This window comes from Brucella sp. TWI432 (assembly GCF_039674445.1).
GTDB classification, from domain to species: Bacteria; Pseudomonadota; Alphaproteobacteria; order Rhizobiales; family Rhizobiaceae; genus Brucella; species Brucella chromiisoli.
The window spans coordinates 1-14,019 of record NZ_JBDJNL010000021.1 but is presented as its reverse complement, the minus strand read 5'-3'; the positions used below and the strand labels follow the sequence as shown (position 1 = coordinate 14,019).

Sequence of the window (14,019 nt, the reverse complement as noted above, 5' to 3'; positions counted from 1 at the left end):
ATTGTTCAACAATATGTAATTCGTATATTCTCTGGAAATTCACGGGGAATAACGCGGCGCAGGCCGCAGAGCGGTTTAAAGCATGTCGCGGAAAAATGGGAACCGGTTTTTCAACAACGACATGCGTAACAACAAGAACATAGAGCGAGCGTATTGGGTACGATTAAGCGCGACACGCTCTGGAGTGAGAAAGTCTGAAGGATATTCATGACGAACGCAATGCCTTCGCTTGATGATGACCAGCCATTGGCGACCCAAACCGCCGCTAAAATCCGCGAAATGTTGATTACAGGCGAATTATTGCCCGGAACCAAGCTTTCCGAACAGCAGATTTCAGCGCAGTTTGGCATATCCCGCAACACGTTGCGTGAGGTTTTTCGCCTTCTGACCAGCCAGAGTTTGCTGACCTATATTCCCAATCGCGGTGTTTTTGTTGCAACGCCTGACGAGGCGACGGTCGTTGATATTTATCGTGTTCGGCGTGTTATTCAGAAAGGCGCCGTTCAAATCGCCGTTCCCGCTCACCCGGCTTTAGAGCGTATGAACGCGCTGCTGGAGCAGGCGGTTCTGGCCCAGGGAAAAGGCGACTGGCGGCAGGTTGGTACCATCAATATGGAGTTTCACCGTGCCATGGTGGAGCTTTGCGACAGCACCCGGCTGAGCGCCTGTTTTGATCTCGTTCTTGCGGAATTACGGCTGGTTTTTGCCCAGCTTGAAGATAACGCGCATCTTCATGAATCGTATATTGCGTTGAATGCAGAGCTTTTGGGTTCGCTTCTGGCCGGCAATAACGAGATCGCCGCGCAACAGCTTGATCGCTATCTTCTCAGCTCAGAGCGCTCCGTTCTCGCCGCACTTCAACGTAAAAAGCGAAGCTAGAGCATTTTCAGCAAAAGTGCGAAGCGGCTTTGCGTAGAATAATGCGTGAAAACAAATAGATAGAGAAGTTCCGTTTCAATGGGAACCGCTTTTATTCAACGCTTCACTGAATTACTCTGCATTATCAATGCGTCCCAACGGCCTGACCATAGACGCGGATGACATTGCGCACCGCTTCGACCATGAGCGCGTGTGGCGTGGCTTCGACCTTGCCGGATGCAACAGCCGGATAAAGCGTGCCAAGATACTGGCTGATCAGTGTTTCCGGGATTTTGCGGCCTTCAAGACGCGTTAGAAGCGCATTGACAGCAGCCACAGCTTCCGGATGCGGCCAGTAATAGCGAATGCGGTCGCTATAGGAGAAATGGCGCTGAAGACGCAGCTCTTCCGCATCGCCATGATAATATTTCTCCCATTTCTTCGGCTCGTTGAGAAGAAGCTTCTCAAGCTTGCCGCGAACGGTCTCTTCTTCCGGTAGCTTGTCGAGGAAAGCTGCAATCTGATCAAGGCCATAGAGCGCTTCACGCAGCGCAAAAGTCAGGCCCGGTCCGACTTTGAGAATGGCAAAACCATCATGAACCAGATCGGAGAGCGCCTCAACCGGCTGATAGTCGGTCGAATGGGCTTCAAAGACAAATTGTGGTGTTTCGTTGAGAACGCTGCTGAGAGCAGTCGCCTTGTCGCTGTCGTAATAGACAACGTTTTCATTGCCGAATTCCACGCCCGGCTGCACGACAACGCCGATCGCACGCGAGAATGCATCTTCTAAACCAAGCGCTGCAAAAGCTTTGCGGTGAATGGCGATGGTTTCAAGAGCTGCATCTGGCTTGGTCAGTTCCAGATCTTCGATTTCTTCCATCGCGCCACCCGGGATCGGAACTTCCGTGCCGACAATATAGACAGGCAGATCAAAGCCGGATTCAGCCGCTGCTTTTTCTGCAACCTTGGCAAGACGGGCCGCACGTTCTGCGGTCACGGCATCAGGCAGAGCAACCGGCTCGCCCGCGCAGCCCATAGAGGTATCGAGGTGGATTTTGGTGAAGCCTGCTCGCACAAAACCATCCATCATCACTTCGGATTTTGCCATGGCTTCTTCAGCAGTGAGATGCTTCCACGGATTTGGGCCGAGGTGATCACCACCTAAAATAAGGTGCTTGGTATCAAAGCCAAGACGCGCTGCAATTTCTTCAACGAAACGCCGGAAGTCAGCCGGTGTCATGCCGGTATAGCCGCCATCCTGATTGACCTGATTGCAGGTCGCTTCGATCAGAACATCGGTGTTGGTGGCAATACCTTCGAGAAGAGCTGCTTCAATGACCAGCGGATGGGCCGAGCAGATTGAGGTGATGCCTCCGCGCGCGCCGCTCGCATAACGGGCGGGAAGTTGGCTCAATCGTTGCGTGCTGCTCATAACGGAACTCCGTGGGTATAACAAAAATTTCAGAGAGAAATGCGTTTCAAATTGCCGTCCAAAGCGAGAAGCTCTGGTAGTGGCGTGCCTGCACCAAGGTTGGGGGCAGCTTTGCCCATCACATCGGCAGGCACAATACAGGCTGCGCGAATAGCTTCTTCAAGCGGCACGCCGACATGCTGAACGAGATTAGCAAGACAGCCGACCATATCAATATGCGCACCTGCAAGTGATCCGGCTGCATTAACCAGTGCGCCATCGCGCACTTCAATCCGCTCGCCATAAAGTTCGAAATGATCCGGGCCGCCAATGGTGGACATGGCGTCCGACACAAGGAACATGCGGTCACGCTTCGGGCGTGCACGCCATGCGACGCCGACCATTTCCCATGTCACATGATGCCCATCAACAATGATGCCGACAAAAGCATCGCTGCCGATTGCTGTGCCAACCACGCCCGGCTCACGCGAGGTCATTGGCGGCATGGCATTGTAAAGATGGGTGAAGCAACTCACACCTGCGGCAAGTCCGGCGCGTGCCTGTTCCGTTGTGCCATTGGTGTGGCCGGCGGAAACCACGACACCCATATCAGCAATCTCGCGGATCGTGTCGCCCGGTACCATTTCCGGTGCAAGCGTGAGCATGACAGGCACATCCGCTTTGCGCAGAATTTTGAGCGCTTCAAGCGTGGATGCATCCATCGGGCGAATGAATTCAACGCGATGGGTGCCTTTGCGGGCAGGATTAAGATGCGGACCTTCGATGTGGAGGCCGAAGAAGCCATCCATGTTCTTGCACTCGACTGCTGCATGGGCGGCCTCGATCATGCGTTCCGGCTCACAGGTAATCAGTGTTGGCAGAACCCTGCCCGTGCCAAGTTTGCGCAATGTTGAAACGATATGCGCGATGCCTTTTGCGCTGGTATCGGAATTGAGCATGACGCCGCCTGCGCCATTGACCTGAAGGTCGATACAGGCTGGCATCAGCACATGCGGCGTGAGATCGGACGTCTCGTCCGATTTGCGCGGACGAAGGCGCGTGATACCAGAAGTGCCGATCTCGGCCACGAGACCAGTCTGAAGCCGCCCGTTCAGAAACACATAATCGGGGGCGACGAGACGAGTCATTGGCTTTCTCCTGATTTATTTAAGGCGTATAGGGCAACGCCGCGTGCGCCCGAACTATCACCGAAACGTGCAGTTCTGATGGCAGGGATACGTGTGGGGCCAAGCTTGCGCTTTTCAAATGTTTTTGAAACGCGCTCAGTGACGCCATCTATATTGGACAGGCCGCCGCCCAACACAAAACAATCCGGATCGACAACAAGCTGCATGGTCAGAAGCGATTCCGCCATCAGGTCAGCCCAGTCATCGAGCACCTTTTCTGCGTTCGCATCGCCATTGGACGCGCGCAATGTCAGTTCCTGATTGGTGACGGCCTCACCAAGCTTAATTTGGGAAATAGCAGCAAGGCCAGTGCCGGAAACATAGCGTTCCATGCAACCTGTCTTGCCGCAGCCGCAAGGGATCAGCGGAAGGCTCTGCTCGCTTAAGATTCGCGCAGGCATACCCGTATGACCAATTTCCAGTGCAAGACCATTATAGCGCGGCGGAATCTCGCCGTTGATGACAACACCAGCGCCCATGCCGGTGCCGACAATAAGACCGATCATTGCTTCGCTTCCTTCGGCTGCACCGCCATGCGCTTCCGAATAGGCGAAAGCCATACAGTCGTTCATCAGCGGAAAGCTGCGCCCGAAACGTTTATGAAGCGCTGCGCCCACATCGCGACCGGTGATAGGAATATTGGATGCAAAGCCATGGCCGGTGGCCGGATCAATCCAGCCGGGCAGGCTGATGCCGACGGGCAGGTTTGGGTTGCCCGCCGTTTCGGTCAGCCATTCAATCTGCGCGGACAAGCCATCGATGAAAGCATCGAAGTCGCTGACAGGCGTTGGAATGCGCCGTGTCAGAACCGTTTCCATATTTGCGTCGAACAGGCGACCCTCAATTTTGGTGCCGCCCAGATCAATGGCGCCGCAGATCATGCTGACCTCGTGTTTCATGCTGTAAACGGGTAGATCTTAACGCCGGAAACAACGCGTGTCAGGTTGCCCTGATCAATAAACGGGTTGTCGATGTTAAGATTAAGTTCAGCCGACCAGCGGGCAGACCAGATCTGCGCCAGAAGCACATAAAGCACGGCATCCCAGCGGCTGTCGCCAGTCAGATCAAGCGCAAGATCACAACCTTCGCCGCCAACAGTGGTCACGGTTGCGGAAGGGAACTGCTGCGCAATCTCAACGGCAATGTCGCGATCATAACGCGCGGTGTGCTGATCCGGGTGAATGAAAACCACAACGCGGGTATTGCCGACAACAGAAGCCTTTGGTCCGTGACGGAAGCCAAGCGTGCTGTCCCAGTTGGTCATAACCTGACCAGCAGTCAGTTCCAGAACCTTGAGTGCGCTTTCGCGTGAAACGCCGGTCAGTGCACCGGAGCCCAGGAAAATCGCGCGTTCTGGATGTGGGGCAGACATTGCGTCGAGCTTTGCTATCGCTTTTGCGCCTGCAGCCGAGAGCTTGTTAAGCTTGTCCGCGACATCCACCGTGTCATCAATGCAGGCGAGCGCCGATAAAAGCATGGTCGTATAGCTCGACGTCATGGCAAATGCCTGATCATGCGTTGCTTCCGGCAGAACGATCACGCGCTGGTCGCCCGGACCTTTCGCTTTGCGAACGGCCAGTGCGCTTTTGCCATTGCAAGTAATGTTGAGGCGGTGCGCCTTTGGGAAATGCGCGTCCAGCAGGTCGAGCGTTGCAATGGTTTCCGAGCTGTTGCCGCTGCGGCCAAATTGCACAACGAGCAGTTCCGCATCGTTGGACAGTGTTTCAGACGGATTGGAAACAATGTCGGTGGTTGGAATTGCTTCGAGCGAAATCGCGCCAGTCTTGGCTGATGCCAGTGCCTGACCGATAAAGGCCGAGGTGCCGGCGCCGCTGAAAACGATATGCTTGATACCCTTGGCGGCGATCCATGCGCGGATTTCAGCCGACTGTTTGGCAAGCGGAGCAGCCCATGCCTGCCAGATGCCCGGCTGTGCATGAATTTCCTGCCAGGTATGGCTCGTTTCCAGTTTAGTCATGAATACCGTCCTCTTGAGTACTGATGACACGCACGCCGCGCTCGCGGATGCGGTTGGGTATGTCGTGATTGGGCTCAAGATCGGTTACGATGGCCGTAATCCGATCCATTGCGCAGATACGATGCAGCCGTGGTTTACTGAATTTGTTTTTATCGGCCAGCACGATGATGCGGCCCGAGGCTTCGATCATCGCACGGTTTTCGTGGGCTTCGTCTTCCAGGAAAGTGCTCACACCGGTTTCCGGATCGATACTGTCCGCCCCCATCACAAAGGTGTCGAAGCGCATTTCAGAAAGGGCAGTTTCAACCAGTCGTCCGGAGAAGGACATGGTCTCACGGCGTATGCTGCCGCCGGTCAGCATCACCTGATGCTGTTTGTGACGCAGCACACTTTGTGCGACGTCGAGACTGCGGGTCATGACGATGAGCGGTGCGAGATTGCCAAGGTGAGCGGCCAGACGCTCGGCGCTTGAGCCGTTATCAAACAGCACCGAAGTATCGCATTCGAGCAAATGAACCGCCTTGCGTCCAATGGCATCCTTGGCTTCGAAATTGACGGCACGGCGGTCAACCGGATTGGCTTCCACGCCTGTGGGAACGAGACCAGGACGCTGGGCAAGTGACAAGGCAAGATCAATGCGGAAATCGGCAAGCCCTGCATAGCCAAAGCGCTGGCAGAAGCGGATGAGCGTCGGCTCTGACGTGCCAAGTTGATTGCACAATTCGCGTGCCGTGGAGCGAATGAAACCTACCGGATCATTTTCGATCAACAGGCATATGCCGCGCAGCTTCGGAGTAAGCTCCGGCACTGCCGCTTGCACAGTCTGATAGAGGTCTTCTGTCGGCTGCAACTCCGGCCCTTTCCTTGTGTCGTAGTTGTCTAGTTAAAAGAAAACTTTACTTCAACACAAACTTCTAATGTCTTCTGTTTATTTCAACACAAGTTACTTTTGTTTTTCCTTCACAATCAGGAAGGCGGCTGTCTGCCGTCGGCAATGGCATCAAGCGCTGCACGCAATTCGGCAACCTTTGCGGATGTGGTTCTTGTTGCGCCGGGCACAGCAAAGCCAAAATTCAGTAAGGTTTCGTCCGTGTCGATTGCGGCGCTGCAAGATGCATGAATTTCGGCGAGATCAGGCAGGGCAGCGGCGATGGCTGCAACTGTTCCTATATTCACGCCAGAACCCGGCATGATGGTTATTTTGTCTTTGGCAGCACGCTGCATTTTAGCAAGGCGTTCAAGACCGGATGTGGCTTTCAAAGCACCGCCTGAACTCAAAATCCGGTTGATTCCAAGCTCAGCCGCCATTTGCACCGCTTCCGCTGTGTCAGGGGTAAGGTCAATTGAGCGATGCAGAGCAATTTCAAGACCTTGTGCTGCTTTGACCAGTCTTTGCAGTGCGATCTTATCAAGTCTGCCGTCAGGCAGATTGGCACCAATCATCACGCCTGCGAGGCCAAGTTCGCGCGTTGCTGCAATCTCGGCTTCCATGATCTGCAATTCATCTTCCGACCACACGAAACTGCCGGCGCGGGGCCGTATCATTACCATGATCGGAATTGGCGCTTTGGCTGCAAGCTGCATCAGGCCAATGGAAGGCGTCAGTCCGCCGATTGCGAGTGCTGAACAAAGTTCAATCCGGTCTGCACCGCCTTTGATTGCGGCATCAAGACCTTCGGCATCATCAACGCATACTTCCAGTATTATCCGGTTCAAGGCATCCCCCTCAGTTTTTGTTGTACTCTACCTTCGCCAGTATTGCGACACTCGCCAATCCCGCCATAGCCCCCATAATGGAGACGGTTCCATAGCCAGCAACGCTTGTGCCAATTGCAAAAAGCGCTGTGCCGATCCCCCCGATTGCTGATGCTGCGTAAATCTTCCATCGTGTGGTGAGGAATGCAAGCCAGACCAGATAGATTGCATAAAGAACCGACGCGACAAAGAAGATGCTGATCTGGCTTTTGCTGCGTCCGATACGCGCCCAGACCAACATAAGCACCGCTTCAAGGCCGGCAACGAAGCCCATGACCATGCCGACATCTTCAACGGAGCCGCCGCCGCGCCCGGTAATGATCAGCGTGCAGCCATCTGTCGTTGAACGCCTCGGACAGCAGACGATTGTTTACAGCGTGCCGGAGGGCATGAGCGAAACCTTCTACATCATTACGCCGGGCACGGCACCTGTCAGCAGCGATGCAGCAAGCAAAATTGGTATCGATGCGCAATTCTGCCATCTGTTTGACCAGAACGGTATTGCCTTTATGCGCCAGGGTGATTTTTCCGATCTGCCTGCGAATTAAACGATCTGAAAATAGATGAGAACGGGGCGGCCGTGACGATGACAGCCGCTTTTTCTTTACGGTCTTTTTGGCTTTCACGCTTCAAAATGTCTGAAGTTTATTTATTCTGCCAACGGTTACCGACCTTTAACTTCGTCAACGACATAGCGAGTGAATAAGAATGACGTTTTCTGTGCTCTCCCCGGATGATCTTGGCCCCACCATTTGCGCTGGCGAAATACTGGTCGAGATCGTTGCAACAACCGTGGGCAACGGCTTTTTCGAAGCACAGCCACTGATTGGTCCTTATCCAAGTGGCGCTCCGGCAATTTTCATTTCGCAATGCGCGCGTATGGGCAATCAGTCCGCTATGGTTGGATGTGTGGGAGACGACGATTTTGGACGTGTGAATATCACGCGTCTTGAGAATGATGGAGTCGATGTTGCGGGCATATCCATTGATAAGGATTTTCCGACCGGTAGTGCTTTTGTGCGCTATCGATCTGATGGGTCGCGCGATTTTGTTTTCAATATTGTACAGTCTGCTGCGTCTCGCTTTGGCTGGACCGCCAATGTTGAAAAGCTTGCGCACCGTGCCGGGCATCTGCACGTCATGGGATCGGCACTGTCGATGCCTGCGGCGCGCGGAGTAATCGAACAAGCGGTTACTATCATCAAGGCGCGGGGCGGGACGCTCTCTGTTGATCCCAATCTGCGTAAGGAAATTAAACAGGATGCAGATACGGCGCAGTTTTTTGCACGGTTGATTTCCATGACGGATCTGTTGCTGCCATCTGGCGAAGAGCTTGAGCTTGCGGCAGGGATTGAAGGTGAGGCCAACGCAATCGGGCATCTGTTCAAGCTGGGCGTGAAAGAGATCGTACTCAAGCGCGGTGGCGAGGGTGCAAGTTATTTTGCAGCCGACGGCACACAGCTTCATCAGAGCGCGTTTATCGTTGATGAAATCGATCCCACCGGCGCCGGTGATTGCTTTGGTGGCGCTTATGTTGCTTGCCGCAGGCTGGGTCTGTCGCCCGATGTTGCGCTTAACTACGCCTGTGCCGCCGGTGCGCGTAATGTTACGCGACGGGGGCCGATGGAGGGGGCGGGAACACGCGCAGAACTCGATGCTTTCATGGCTGCAACCAAGCGCAGAACGTGACAGGCACTTGCCCAACACTTTTGTACGAACGTTGCCGATGAGGATTATGCTTTAAGGAATAGGGACCAGATTTTTTCTTTGTTCATTTTTTAACGCGCTTCCAAGCGGCGCTTAAACGCTGTTTTAAGCATATTTATCGGTGCATAGCCTGCGAATGAGGAATGATTATCCAAATACGACGTCAATTGGTCAATTGTCGTCGAATTTGGTTTTTTTCTTGCGCTTTGGATGCTAAGTCGCTCTCGCGATCAATGTCGACAACCTTATATGGCGAATTCATCAGCATAGCCGAAGCCTGGAAGCCCCCAACATGACTGCACGTCTTTCATTCGCGCGTGAGCGTATCAATGTTCTTCTTCTCGAAGGTATCAACCAGTCTGCTGTCGATTATTTCAAATCGTCAGGCTACACCAATGTCGTTCATTTGCCAAAAGCACTGGACAAGGCTGATCTGATTGAAGCAATTTCGTCCGCACATATCGTGGGTATTCGCTCGCGCACGCAGCTCACCGATGAAGTGTTTGCAGCAGCGCAGCGTCTGATTGCCGTCGGATGTTTTTCGGTAGGCACCAATCAGGTTGATCTGAAAGCAGCGCGTAAGCGCGGTGTCCCGGTTTTCAATGCGCCTTTCTCGAATACACGCTCCGTTGCCGAGTTGGTGATTGGCGAAATCATCATGCTTATGCGGCGCATTTTCCCGCGCTCCACTTCTGCGCATAGCGGCGGCTGGGACAAGAGTGCCACGGGCAGCCGCGAAGTGCGTGGCAAGACGCTGGGCATTGTTGGCTATGGCAATATCGGTTCCCAGGTTGGCAATCTGGCTGAAAGCCTCGGTATGACGGTCCGCTACTTCGACATGACCGACAAACTGCAATATGGCAACGTGATCCCGACCGAAACGCTTGATGAGCTGCTTGAAATTTCGGACGTGATCAGCCTGCATGTGCCATCGAACAAGTCGACGGCCAAGATGATCACCGAAGCCAAGCTGCGCAAGATGAAGAAGGGGGCTTTCCTCATCAACAATGCGCGTGGTTCTGTGGTCGATCTGGAAGCACTCGCCAAGGTTCTCAAGGAAGGTCACCTCGCAGGGGCTGCGATTGACGTTTTCCCGGTTGAGCCAGCATCCAACAAGGATCCGTTCGTTTCGCCGTTGCAGGGGCTGGAGAATGTCATTCTCACACCGCATATCGGTGGCTCCACCGAAGAGGCGCAGGAGCGCATCGGCATGGAAGTCAGCCGCAAGCTGGTGGAATATTCCGATGTGGGTTCGACGCTCGGTGCGGTCAATTTCCCACAGGTGCAATTGCCTGCACGTCCAAACGGCACGCGTTTCATGCATGTGCATGAAAACCGTCCGGGCATTCTCAACAGTTTGGTCAATATCTTCTCATCGCATAATATCAACATTATCAGCCAGTTTTTGCAGACCGATGGCGAGGTTGGTTATGTCGTGATTGAGGGGGATGCAATGGAAGATCATGCTGACGAGGTTCTTCAGGCTATGCGCGAGATTCCGGGCACAATACGCACTCGTCTGCTTTACTAGTGGTTTAGTCCCCAAGCGTGATAGTTTATTATTGTCCGCTACGCAGCGGAAAGCACTATAGGCAGTTTCTTTACGGCAGCGGCAAGATCAAGCATCTCTGTCGCTCGCCCCGTATCAAGCTGTTGCCGTGACGCCGCTAACCTTAATGAGACATCGCCTTACATTGGACCAGTGAATAAGCTGAAACGAGAAACGGCTCCAGAAAATTCAAAGGAGCGCCAGCAAATATTCCCATGTGAGTCAAACGCGGAGCCAGCCAGTTTGCCAGCAATATGGCATCCAGCCCATCGCCGTTCTTGTTGGCAAAGCCATCTTCAAGGGTCAGAAATGCAAATGCATCATCAAACGGCGTTGTGAGGTCTGCCCAGAATTGTCTTGCTGGCTTATCGGCATTTTGGGAGGCGGTGGCAACATTCATACCCACGCCAAAGAGCAGAGCATTGGATTGCGTCATGGTTTTATTCCGATCATCAATGAATGGGTTGGATCGTTAACCAGCACGAGAAGCGCTGAGTTTTGAGCGCGCGGCATCAGAAGCCGGAATAAGCTGCGCGAAATCGCGCAAAATTTGCGCATAATCCTCGGCGTAAAATTCGTAAGGCAGTTCCAGGCGAAATTCGGAAACAAGCGGCAATACCGGATCTTTGCGAAGCGTTTCCAGAATTTCCTCTGTCGTACCGACAATATCCGGCAAGAAAAGTGTACGGCGCGAGCCATGGGCAAAACCCGTCCGCCGATCGCGCTCGGCGACAAACTCTTTATAACGGCGGCGCGTATCCGGATTTGCACTGTCGGTGGGCAGGATCACGCGGCCAAGAGCAACACGCGGTGCACGTTCATGCCGCCATTCCTGGCGGAAGCGTTTAATCAATGCTTGTTGTGCGGTTAAAAAATCATCCGTGTTTTCACCCGTGATGATATTGCCGGTCAGCAGATTAAAGCCTGCTTGTCCGGCCCATCGTGCAGAATTTTGCGAACCACCCCCATACCACAAACGATCAGTCAGACCTTCAGCGAAAGGTCTCAAACGCGGAATTTGGGCGCCTGCGGCATTGCCTGCTTCCGTCTGTTCGGAAAGCGGCTCGGAGCGCAGAGCGCGCGCAAATTTTTCTGCGCGGGAGTGGCTGTAATCCGCGATTGGAACCGCATCAACAAAATCCTCAATCAAATGTGCAAAGGGGGGTGCACCGACCGAAACACCAACATTCAGCCTGCCGTGTGACAGCAAGTCCACGGTCGCCAGATCCTCTGCCAGACGAAACGGATTTTCATAGCCAAGCTGAATGACCGCCGTACCGAGACCGATGCGCTTCGTGCGCTGTGTTGTTGCGGCTAGAAAGGTAGCCGCAGAAGATATGCCGCGCTCCAGATGGCGCTGGCGCACCCAGCCGCTGTCATAGCCAAGTCGCTCGCCATGCTCGAAAAGCTGAAGCGTATCTTCAAGTCCTTGCGCGGGATTGTCTTCGTGATGACTGCCGGGAATGAGAAAGGCAAAATGTTCGATATGTGAAAGAGGCATAGTTCTGTTTCCTTTTTAAGTAGCGGTTTCGCGATAGCTTTGAAGCCTCGCCAGAATTTTTGCTTCCTGCGCGGCTTTGCGCTCCTGCACACGCAATGTTGCCTCCTCGAAAGATGAGGATGGCGCGTATATCGGTGTCGATGTTCCTTGGCCCAGCTTGGCACCGATGTGTTTTTCAAAAGGCAGCGAGCGGTAATGCCGGGGATCAACTGAAGGATCAAAAAGCGGGCGATAGCCGAGAGAAATATAAAGAGCGTTGGCTTCCGGTTGCCGAAAACCAGTCGAAAGATAGGCGCGGGTGTAACCTAATTTTCCGGCAGCCTCTTCAAGTGCCAGAACGATGCGGCGTGCCAGCCCCTGCCTGCGCAGGTGTGATGTAGTCCAGATGCGCTTTAGCTCCACGGTCTCATCGTCATGGCTCATAAAAGCACCACCAGCGATGGTTTCACCATCTCGCTGCAAGAGCAAAAAGCCACCCAACGGCGGCGAGAATACCTCGACCGGATAGCGCAGGATTTCTGTTCGCGCGCCGCCGGGACGATCGAGATTTGCATAACGGCTCTCATACTCATGAACGAGACCATCAATGAGCGGCTGCGCAGCAGGATCGAAAAGCGATGATTGGGTAATAACATCTATCATAATAACCCTCGTAAGAAATAAATACTTCTTCATATGTGTTTATAAGAAATAAAACACCAAAAATGAAAAAGCATATTTTCCGTAAAATGCATCGTTATTTTATGATTTGCATGGCATGAACGTTTAATGATGAAATAAATATTAGAAGAACATTGCTATATTAAAAATACCAAGAAAATATAGGCTATATCTTCATTAAAATTACCAACGAGGATAAAATGCCTTATGCGCTTAGCTTTCTTGACAAAAGCCCTCTTCATGATGGCGAAGAAGCCAGAACGGCGATTAGCCGTACGATAAAGCTTGCAAAGAAAGCAGAAGCGGCAGGATTTCGTCGCTTTTGGGTCGCGGAGCATCACAATTCGCCAGCACTTGCCAGTTCTTCGCCGGAAGTGCTGATCAGCTTTTTGCTTGCTCATACCCAGCATATCCGAATTGGTTCCGGCGGCGTCATGTTGCAGCACTATAGTGCTTATAAAGTAGCCGAAAACTTCAATCTCCTCGCCTCTCTTGCTCCAGGACGTGTTGATTTGGGTGTCGGCAAAGCGCCAGACGGCTTGCCACTCTCAACACGCGCGTTGCAGGGCGCTTATGACCCTGAACGCAAGCCGTCCTTCACACAACAACTGACTGAGCTTGACGCATATCTTCGCCATTGCGTCAAAAACGCTGATGACGAAAATCATCTCGCCGCCTATCCGGTTCCACCTCAGAAGCCGGTCCCTTTCCTGCTCGGCGCGAGCGTGGAAAGTGCGCGGCTTGCCGCGCGGCTTAATTGGGATTTCGTTTATGCCGGCCACATTCAGGGCGATCCGGCAGCGATCAAAGACGCACTTGATGCTTATCAAGCAATTGCAAAGCGCCCTGCCGTTTTGGCTATCAGTGTGATCGTTGCCGAAAGTGAAGCGGAAGCAGAGGAGCTAGCCGTTGACACGCGCCGCTTCCGTGTCGCCGCCGAAGGTTCACAGCCGGTCAATGTCGGCAGCTGTGAGCAGGCGCTTGAATATTTAAGGCAGGCGGGCGCCACGCAATACACGATTGAAGAACGCGCGCCCCATCTCGTCCGTGGCACGGCTCTTCACGTTCACGCAGAGCTTAAACGTCTGCATCAAGCATTGGGTATTGCTGAATTTATCATCGACTGTCCCGTTTCTGAAGGTCGTCACCGGTTCAAAACAATCGAACTGCTCGCCGATGCCCGTCCGGCCATCGCCGCGTAACGTCCTCCGCAATTCTTCCAACACTGGGTATTCAACGTGATAACAAGACGAATTTTCCTCGCAGGCGCAAGCGCCATTGCTTTGTCACTCGCCGCAGGATTACGGCGTAGACTCATAAACTGATGCACCAGATGCGGACAGCGATGAGTTTGACAGCAGCCAGGAAATTGGCCGGGTTTTTGTCGTAACGTGTTGCAATGCCGCGATAGTG

Annotated in this window: 15 protein-coding genes and 1 pseudogene; 5 read left to right on the top strand and 11 right to left on the bottom strand. The window is 53.4% G+C overall.

The window, feature by feature from the left end; translation table 11 throughout:
• The first annotated feature begins 207 nt into the window (after positions 1-207).
• Positions 208-879, top strand: coding sequence for a GntR family transcriptional regulator (locus ABE527_RS18680; RefSeq protein WP_499697912.1), 672 nt, complete (start codon positions 208-210; stop codon positions 877-879).
• 124 nt (positions 880-1,003) lie between these two features.
• Here the strand turns inward: ABE527_RS18680 and ABE527_RS18675 are convergent, their stop codons facing one another.
• From ABE527_RS18675 to ABE527_RS18645, 7 genes are all read right to left on the bottom strand, one after another.
• The gene (locus ABE527_RS18675) at positions 1,004-2,290 is read right to left on the bottom strand and encodes a D-tagatose-bisphosphate aldolase, class II, non-catalytic subunit (protein ID WP_499697911.1); all 1,287 of its coding nucleotides are present in this window, start codon (positions 2,288-2,290) and stop codon (positions 1,004-1,006) included.
• Between the two features lie 29 nt (positions 2,291-2,319).
• A complete protein-coding gene (gene nagA, locus ABE527_RS18670) occupies positions 2,320-3,417 on the bottom strand; it encodes an N-acetylglucosamine-6-phosphate deacetylase (protein ID WP_499697910.1) in 1,098 nt (365 codons plus the stop codon).
• Entirely contained in the window at positions 3,414-4,337 is a 924-nt protein-coding gene (locus ABE527_RS18665; protein WP_499697909.1) for an ROK family protein, read from the bottom strand. The genes nagA and ABE527_RS18665 overlap by 4 nt, the downstream gene beginning before the upstream one ends.
• 14 nt (positions 4,338-4,351) lie before the next feature.
• The gene (locus ABE527_RS18660) at positions 4,352-5,434 is read right to left on the bottom strand and encodes an SIS domain-containing protein (RefSeq protein ID WP_265985932.1); all 1,083 of its coding nucleotides are present in this window, start codon (positions 5,432-5,434) and stop codon (positions 4,352-4,354) included.
• A complete protein-coding gene (locus ABE527_RS18655) occupies positions 5,427-6,284 on the bottom strand; it encodes a DeoR/GlpR family DNA-binding transcription regulator (protein ID WP_499697908.1) in 858 nt (285 codons plus the stop codon). Before ABE527_RS18655 ends, ABE527_RS18660 begins: the two co-directional genes overlap by 8 nt.
• Before the next feature lie 116 nt (positions 6,285-6,400).
• Positions 6,401-7,150 carry a copper homeostasis protein CutC gene (locus ABE527_RS18650; protein WP_499697907.1) on the bottom strand — a complete coding sequence of 250 codons (750 nt, stop codon included), beginning with the start codon at positions 7,148-7,150 and terminating at the stop codon, positions 6,401-6,403.
• Positions 7,151-7,160: 10 nt separating this feature from the next.
• Positions 7,161-7,469 carry a hypothetical protein gene (locus ABE527_RS18645; protein WP_499697906.1) on the bottom strand — a complete coding sequence of 103 codons (309 nt, stop codon included), beginning with the start codon at positions 7,467-7,469 and terminating at the stop codon, positions 7,161-7,163.
• On the opposite strand from ABE527_RS18645, the gene ABE527_RS18640 reads away from it, so the two are divergent.
• The 3 genes from ABE527_RS18640 to serA all read left to right on the top strand — a co-directional run bounded on the left by ABE527_RS18640 (position 7,462) and on the right by serA (position 10,427).
• Entirely contained in the window at positions 7,462-7,737 is a 276-nt protein-coding gene (locus ABE527_RS18640; RefSeq protein ID WP_499697905.1) for a hypothetical protein, read from the top strand. The two genes, ABE527_RS18645 and ABE527_RS18640, sit on opposite strands and share 8 nt — an antisense overlap.
• Positions 7,738-7,897: 160 nt before the next feature.
• A complete protein-coding gene (locus ABE527_RS18635; RefSeq protein WP_499697904.1) occupies positions 7,898-8,878 on the top strand; it encodes a tagatose kinase in 981 nt (326 codons plus the stop codon).
• 310 nt (positions 8,879-9,188) lie between these two features.
• Positions 9,189-10,427 carry a phosphoglycerate dehydrogenase gene (gene serA, locus ABE527_RS18630; protein WP_265985926.1) on the top strand — a complete coding sequence of 413 codons (1,239 nt, stop codon included), beginning with the start codon at positions 9,189-9,191 and terminating at the stop codon, positions 10,425-10,427.
• A gap of 142 nt (positions 10,428-10,569) precedes the next feature.
• On the opposite strand, the gene ABE527_RS18625 is transcribed toward serA, so the two are convergent.
• From ABE527_RS18625 to ABE527_RS18615, 3 genes are read right to left on the bottom strand one after another with little or no spacing between them, the layout of a single operon-like run.
• The gene (locus ABE527_RS18625) at positions 10,570-10,881 is read right to left on the bottom strand and encodes a hypothetical protein (protein WP_499697903.1); all 312 of its coding nucleotides are present in this window, start codon (positions 10,879-10,881) and stop codon (positions 10,570-10,572) included.
• Positions 10,882-10,917: 36 nt separating this feature from the next.
• Positions 10,918-11,946, bottom strand: coding sequence for an LLM class flavin-dependent oxidoreductase (locus tag ABE527_RS18620; protein ID WP_499697902.1), 1,029 nt, complete (start codon positions 11,944-11,946; stop codon positions 10,918-10,920).
• A gap of 15 nt (positions 11,947-11,961) precedes the next feature.
• Positions 11,962-12,588, bottom strand: a complete 627-nt coding sequence (locus ABE527_RS18615) for a GNAT family N-acetyltransferase (RefSeq protein WP_499697901.1) — start codon at positions 12,586-12,588, stop codon at positions 11,962-11,964.
• Positions 12,589-12,806: 218 nt separating this feature from the next.
• Between ABE527_RS18615 and ABE527_RS18610 the strand changes: the two genes are divergently transcribed.
• On the top strand, positions 12,807-13,808 hold the full coding sequence (locus ABE527_RS18610) for an MsnO8 family LLM class oxidoreductase (RefSeq protein ID WP_499697900.1): 1,002 nt from the start codon (positions 12,807-12,809) through the stop codon (positions 13,806-13,808).
• Positions 13,809-13,920: 112 nt separating this feature from the next.
• On the opposite strand, the pseudogene ABE527_RS18605 reads toward ABE527_RS18610, so the two are convergent.
• Positions 13,921-14,019, bottom strand: a pseudogene (locus ABE527_RS18605) (IS5/IS1182 family transposase); the annotation flags it as partial.

Coding starts and splice junctions, on each gene's coding strand:
- ABE527_RS18680 (WP_499697912.1), top strand. CDS start 208: ATGACGAACGCAATGCCTTCGCTTGATGATGACCAGCCATTGGCGACC.
- ABE527_RS18675 (WP_499697911.1), bottom strand. CDS start 2,290: ATGAGCAGCACGCAACGATTGAGCCAACTTCCCGCCCGTTATGCGAGC.
- nagA (WP_499697910.1), bottom strand. CDS start 3,417: ATGACTCGTCTCGTCGCCCCCGATTATGTGTTTCTGAACGGGCGGCTT.
- ABE527_RS18665 (WP_499697909.1), bottom strand. CDS start 4,337: ATGATCTGCGGCGCCATTGATCTGGGCGGCACCAAAATTGAGGGTCGC.
- ABE527_RS18660 (WP_265985932.1), bottom strand. CDS start 5,434: ATGACTAAACTGGAAACGAGCCATACCTGGCAGGAAATTCATGCACAG.
- ABE527_RS18640 (WP_499697905.1), top strand. CDS start 7,462: ATGACCATGCCGACATCTTCAACGGAGCCGCCGCCGCGCCCGGTAATG.
- ABE527_RS18645 (WP_499697906.1), bottom strand. CDS start 7,469: ATGGTCATGGGCTTCGTTGCCGGCCTTGAAGCGGTGCTTATGTTGGTC.
- ABE527_RS18635 (WP_499697904.1), top strand. CDS start 7,898: ATGACGTTTTCTGTGCTCTCCCCGGATGATCTTGGCCCCACCATTTGC.
- serA (WP_265985926.1), top strand. CDS start 9,189: ATGACTGCACGTCTTTCATTCGCGCGTGAGCGTATCAATGTTCTTCTT.
- ABE527_RS18625 (WP_499697903.1), bottom strand. CDS start 10,881: ATGACGCAATCCAATGCTCTGCTCTTTGGCGTGGGTATGAATGTTGCC.
- ABE527_RS18620 (WP_499697902.1), bottom strand. CDS start 11,946: ATGCCTCTTTCACATATCGAACATTTTGCCTTTCTCATTCCCGGCAGT.
- ABE527_RS18615 (WP_499697901.1), bottom strand. CDS start 12,588: ATGATAGATGTTATTACCCAATCATCGCTTTTCGATCCTGCTGCGCAG.
- ABE527_RS18610 (WP_499697900.1), top strand. CDS start 12,807: ATGCCTTATGCGCTTAGCTTTCTTGACAAAAGCCCTCTTCATGATGGC.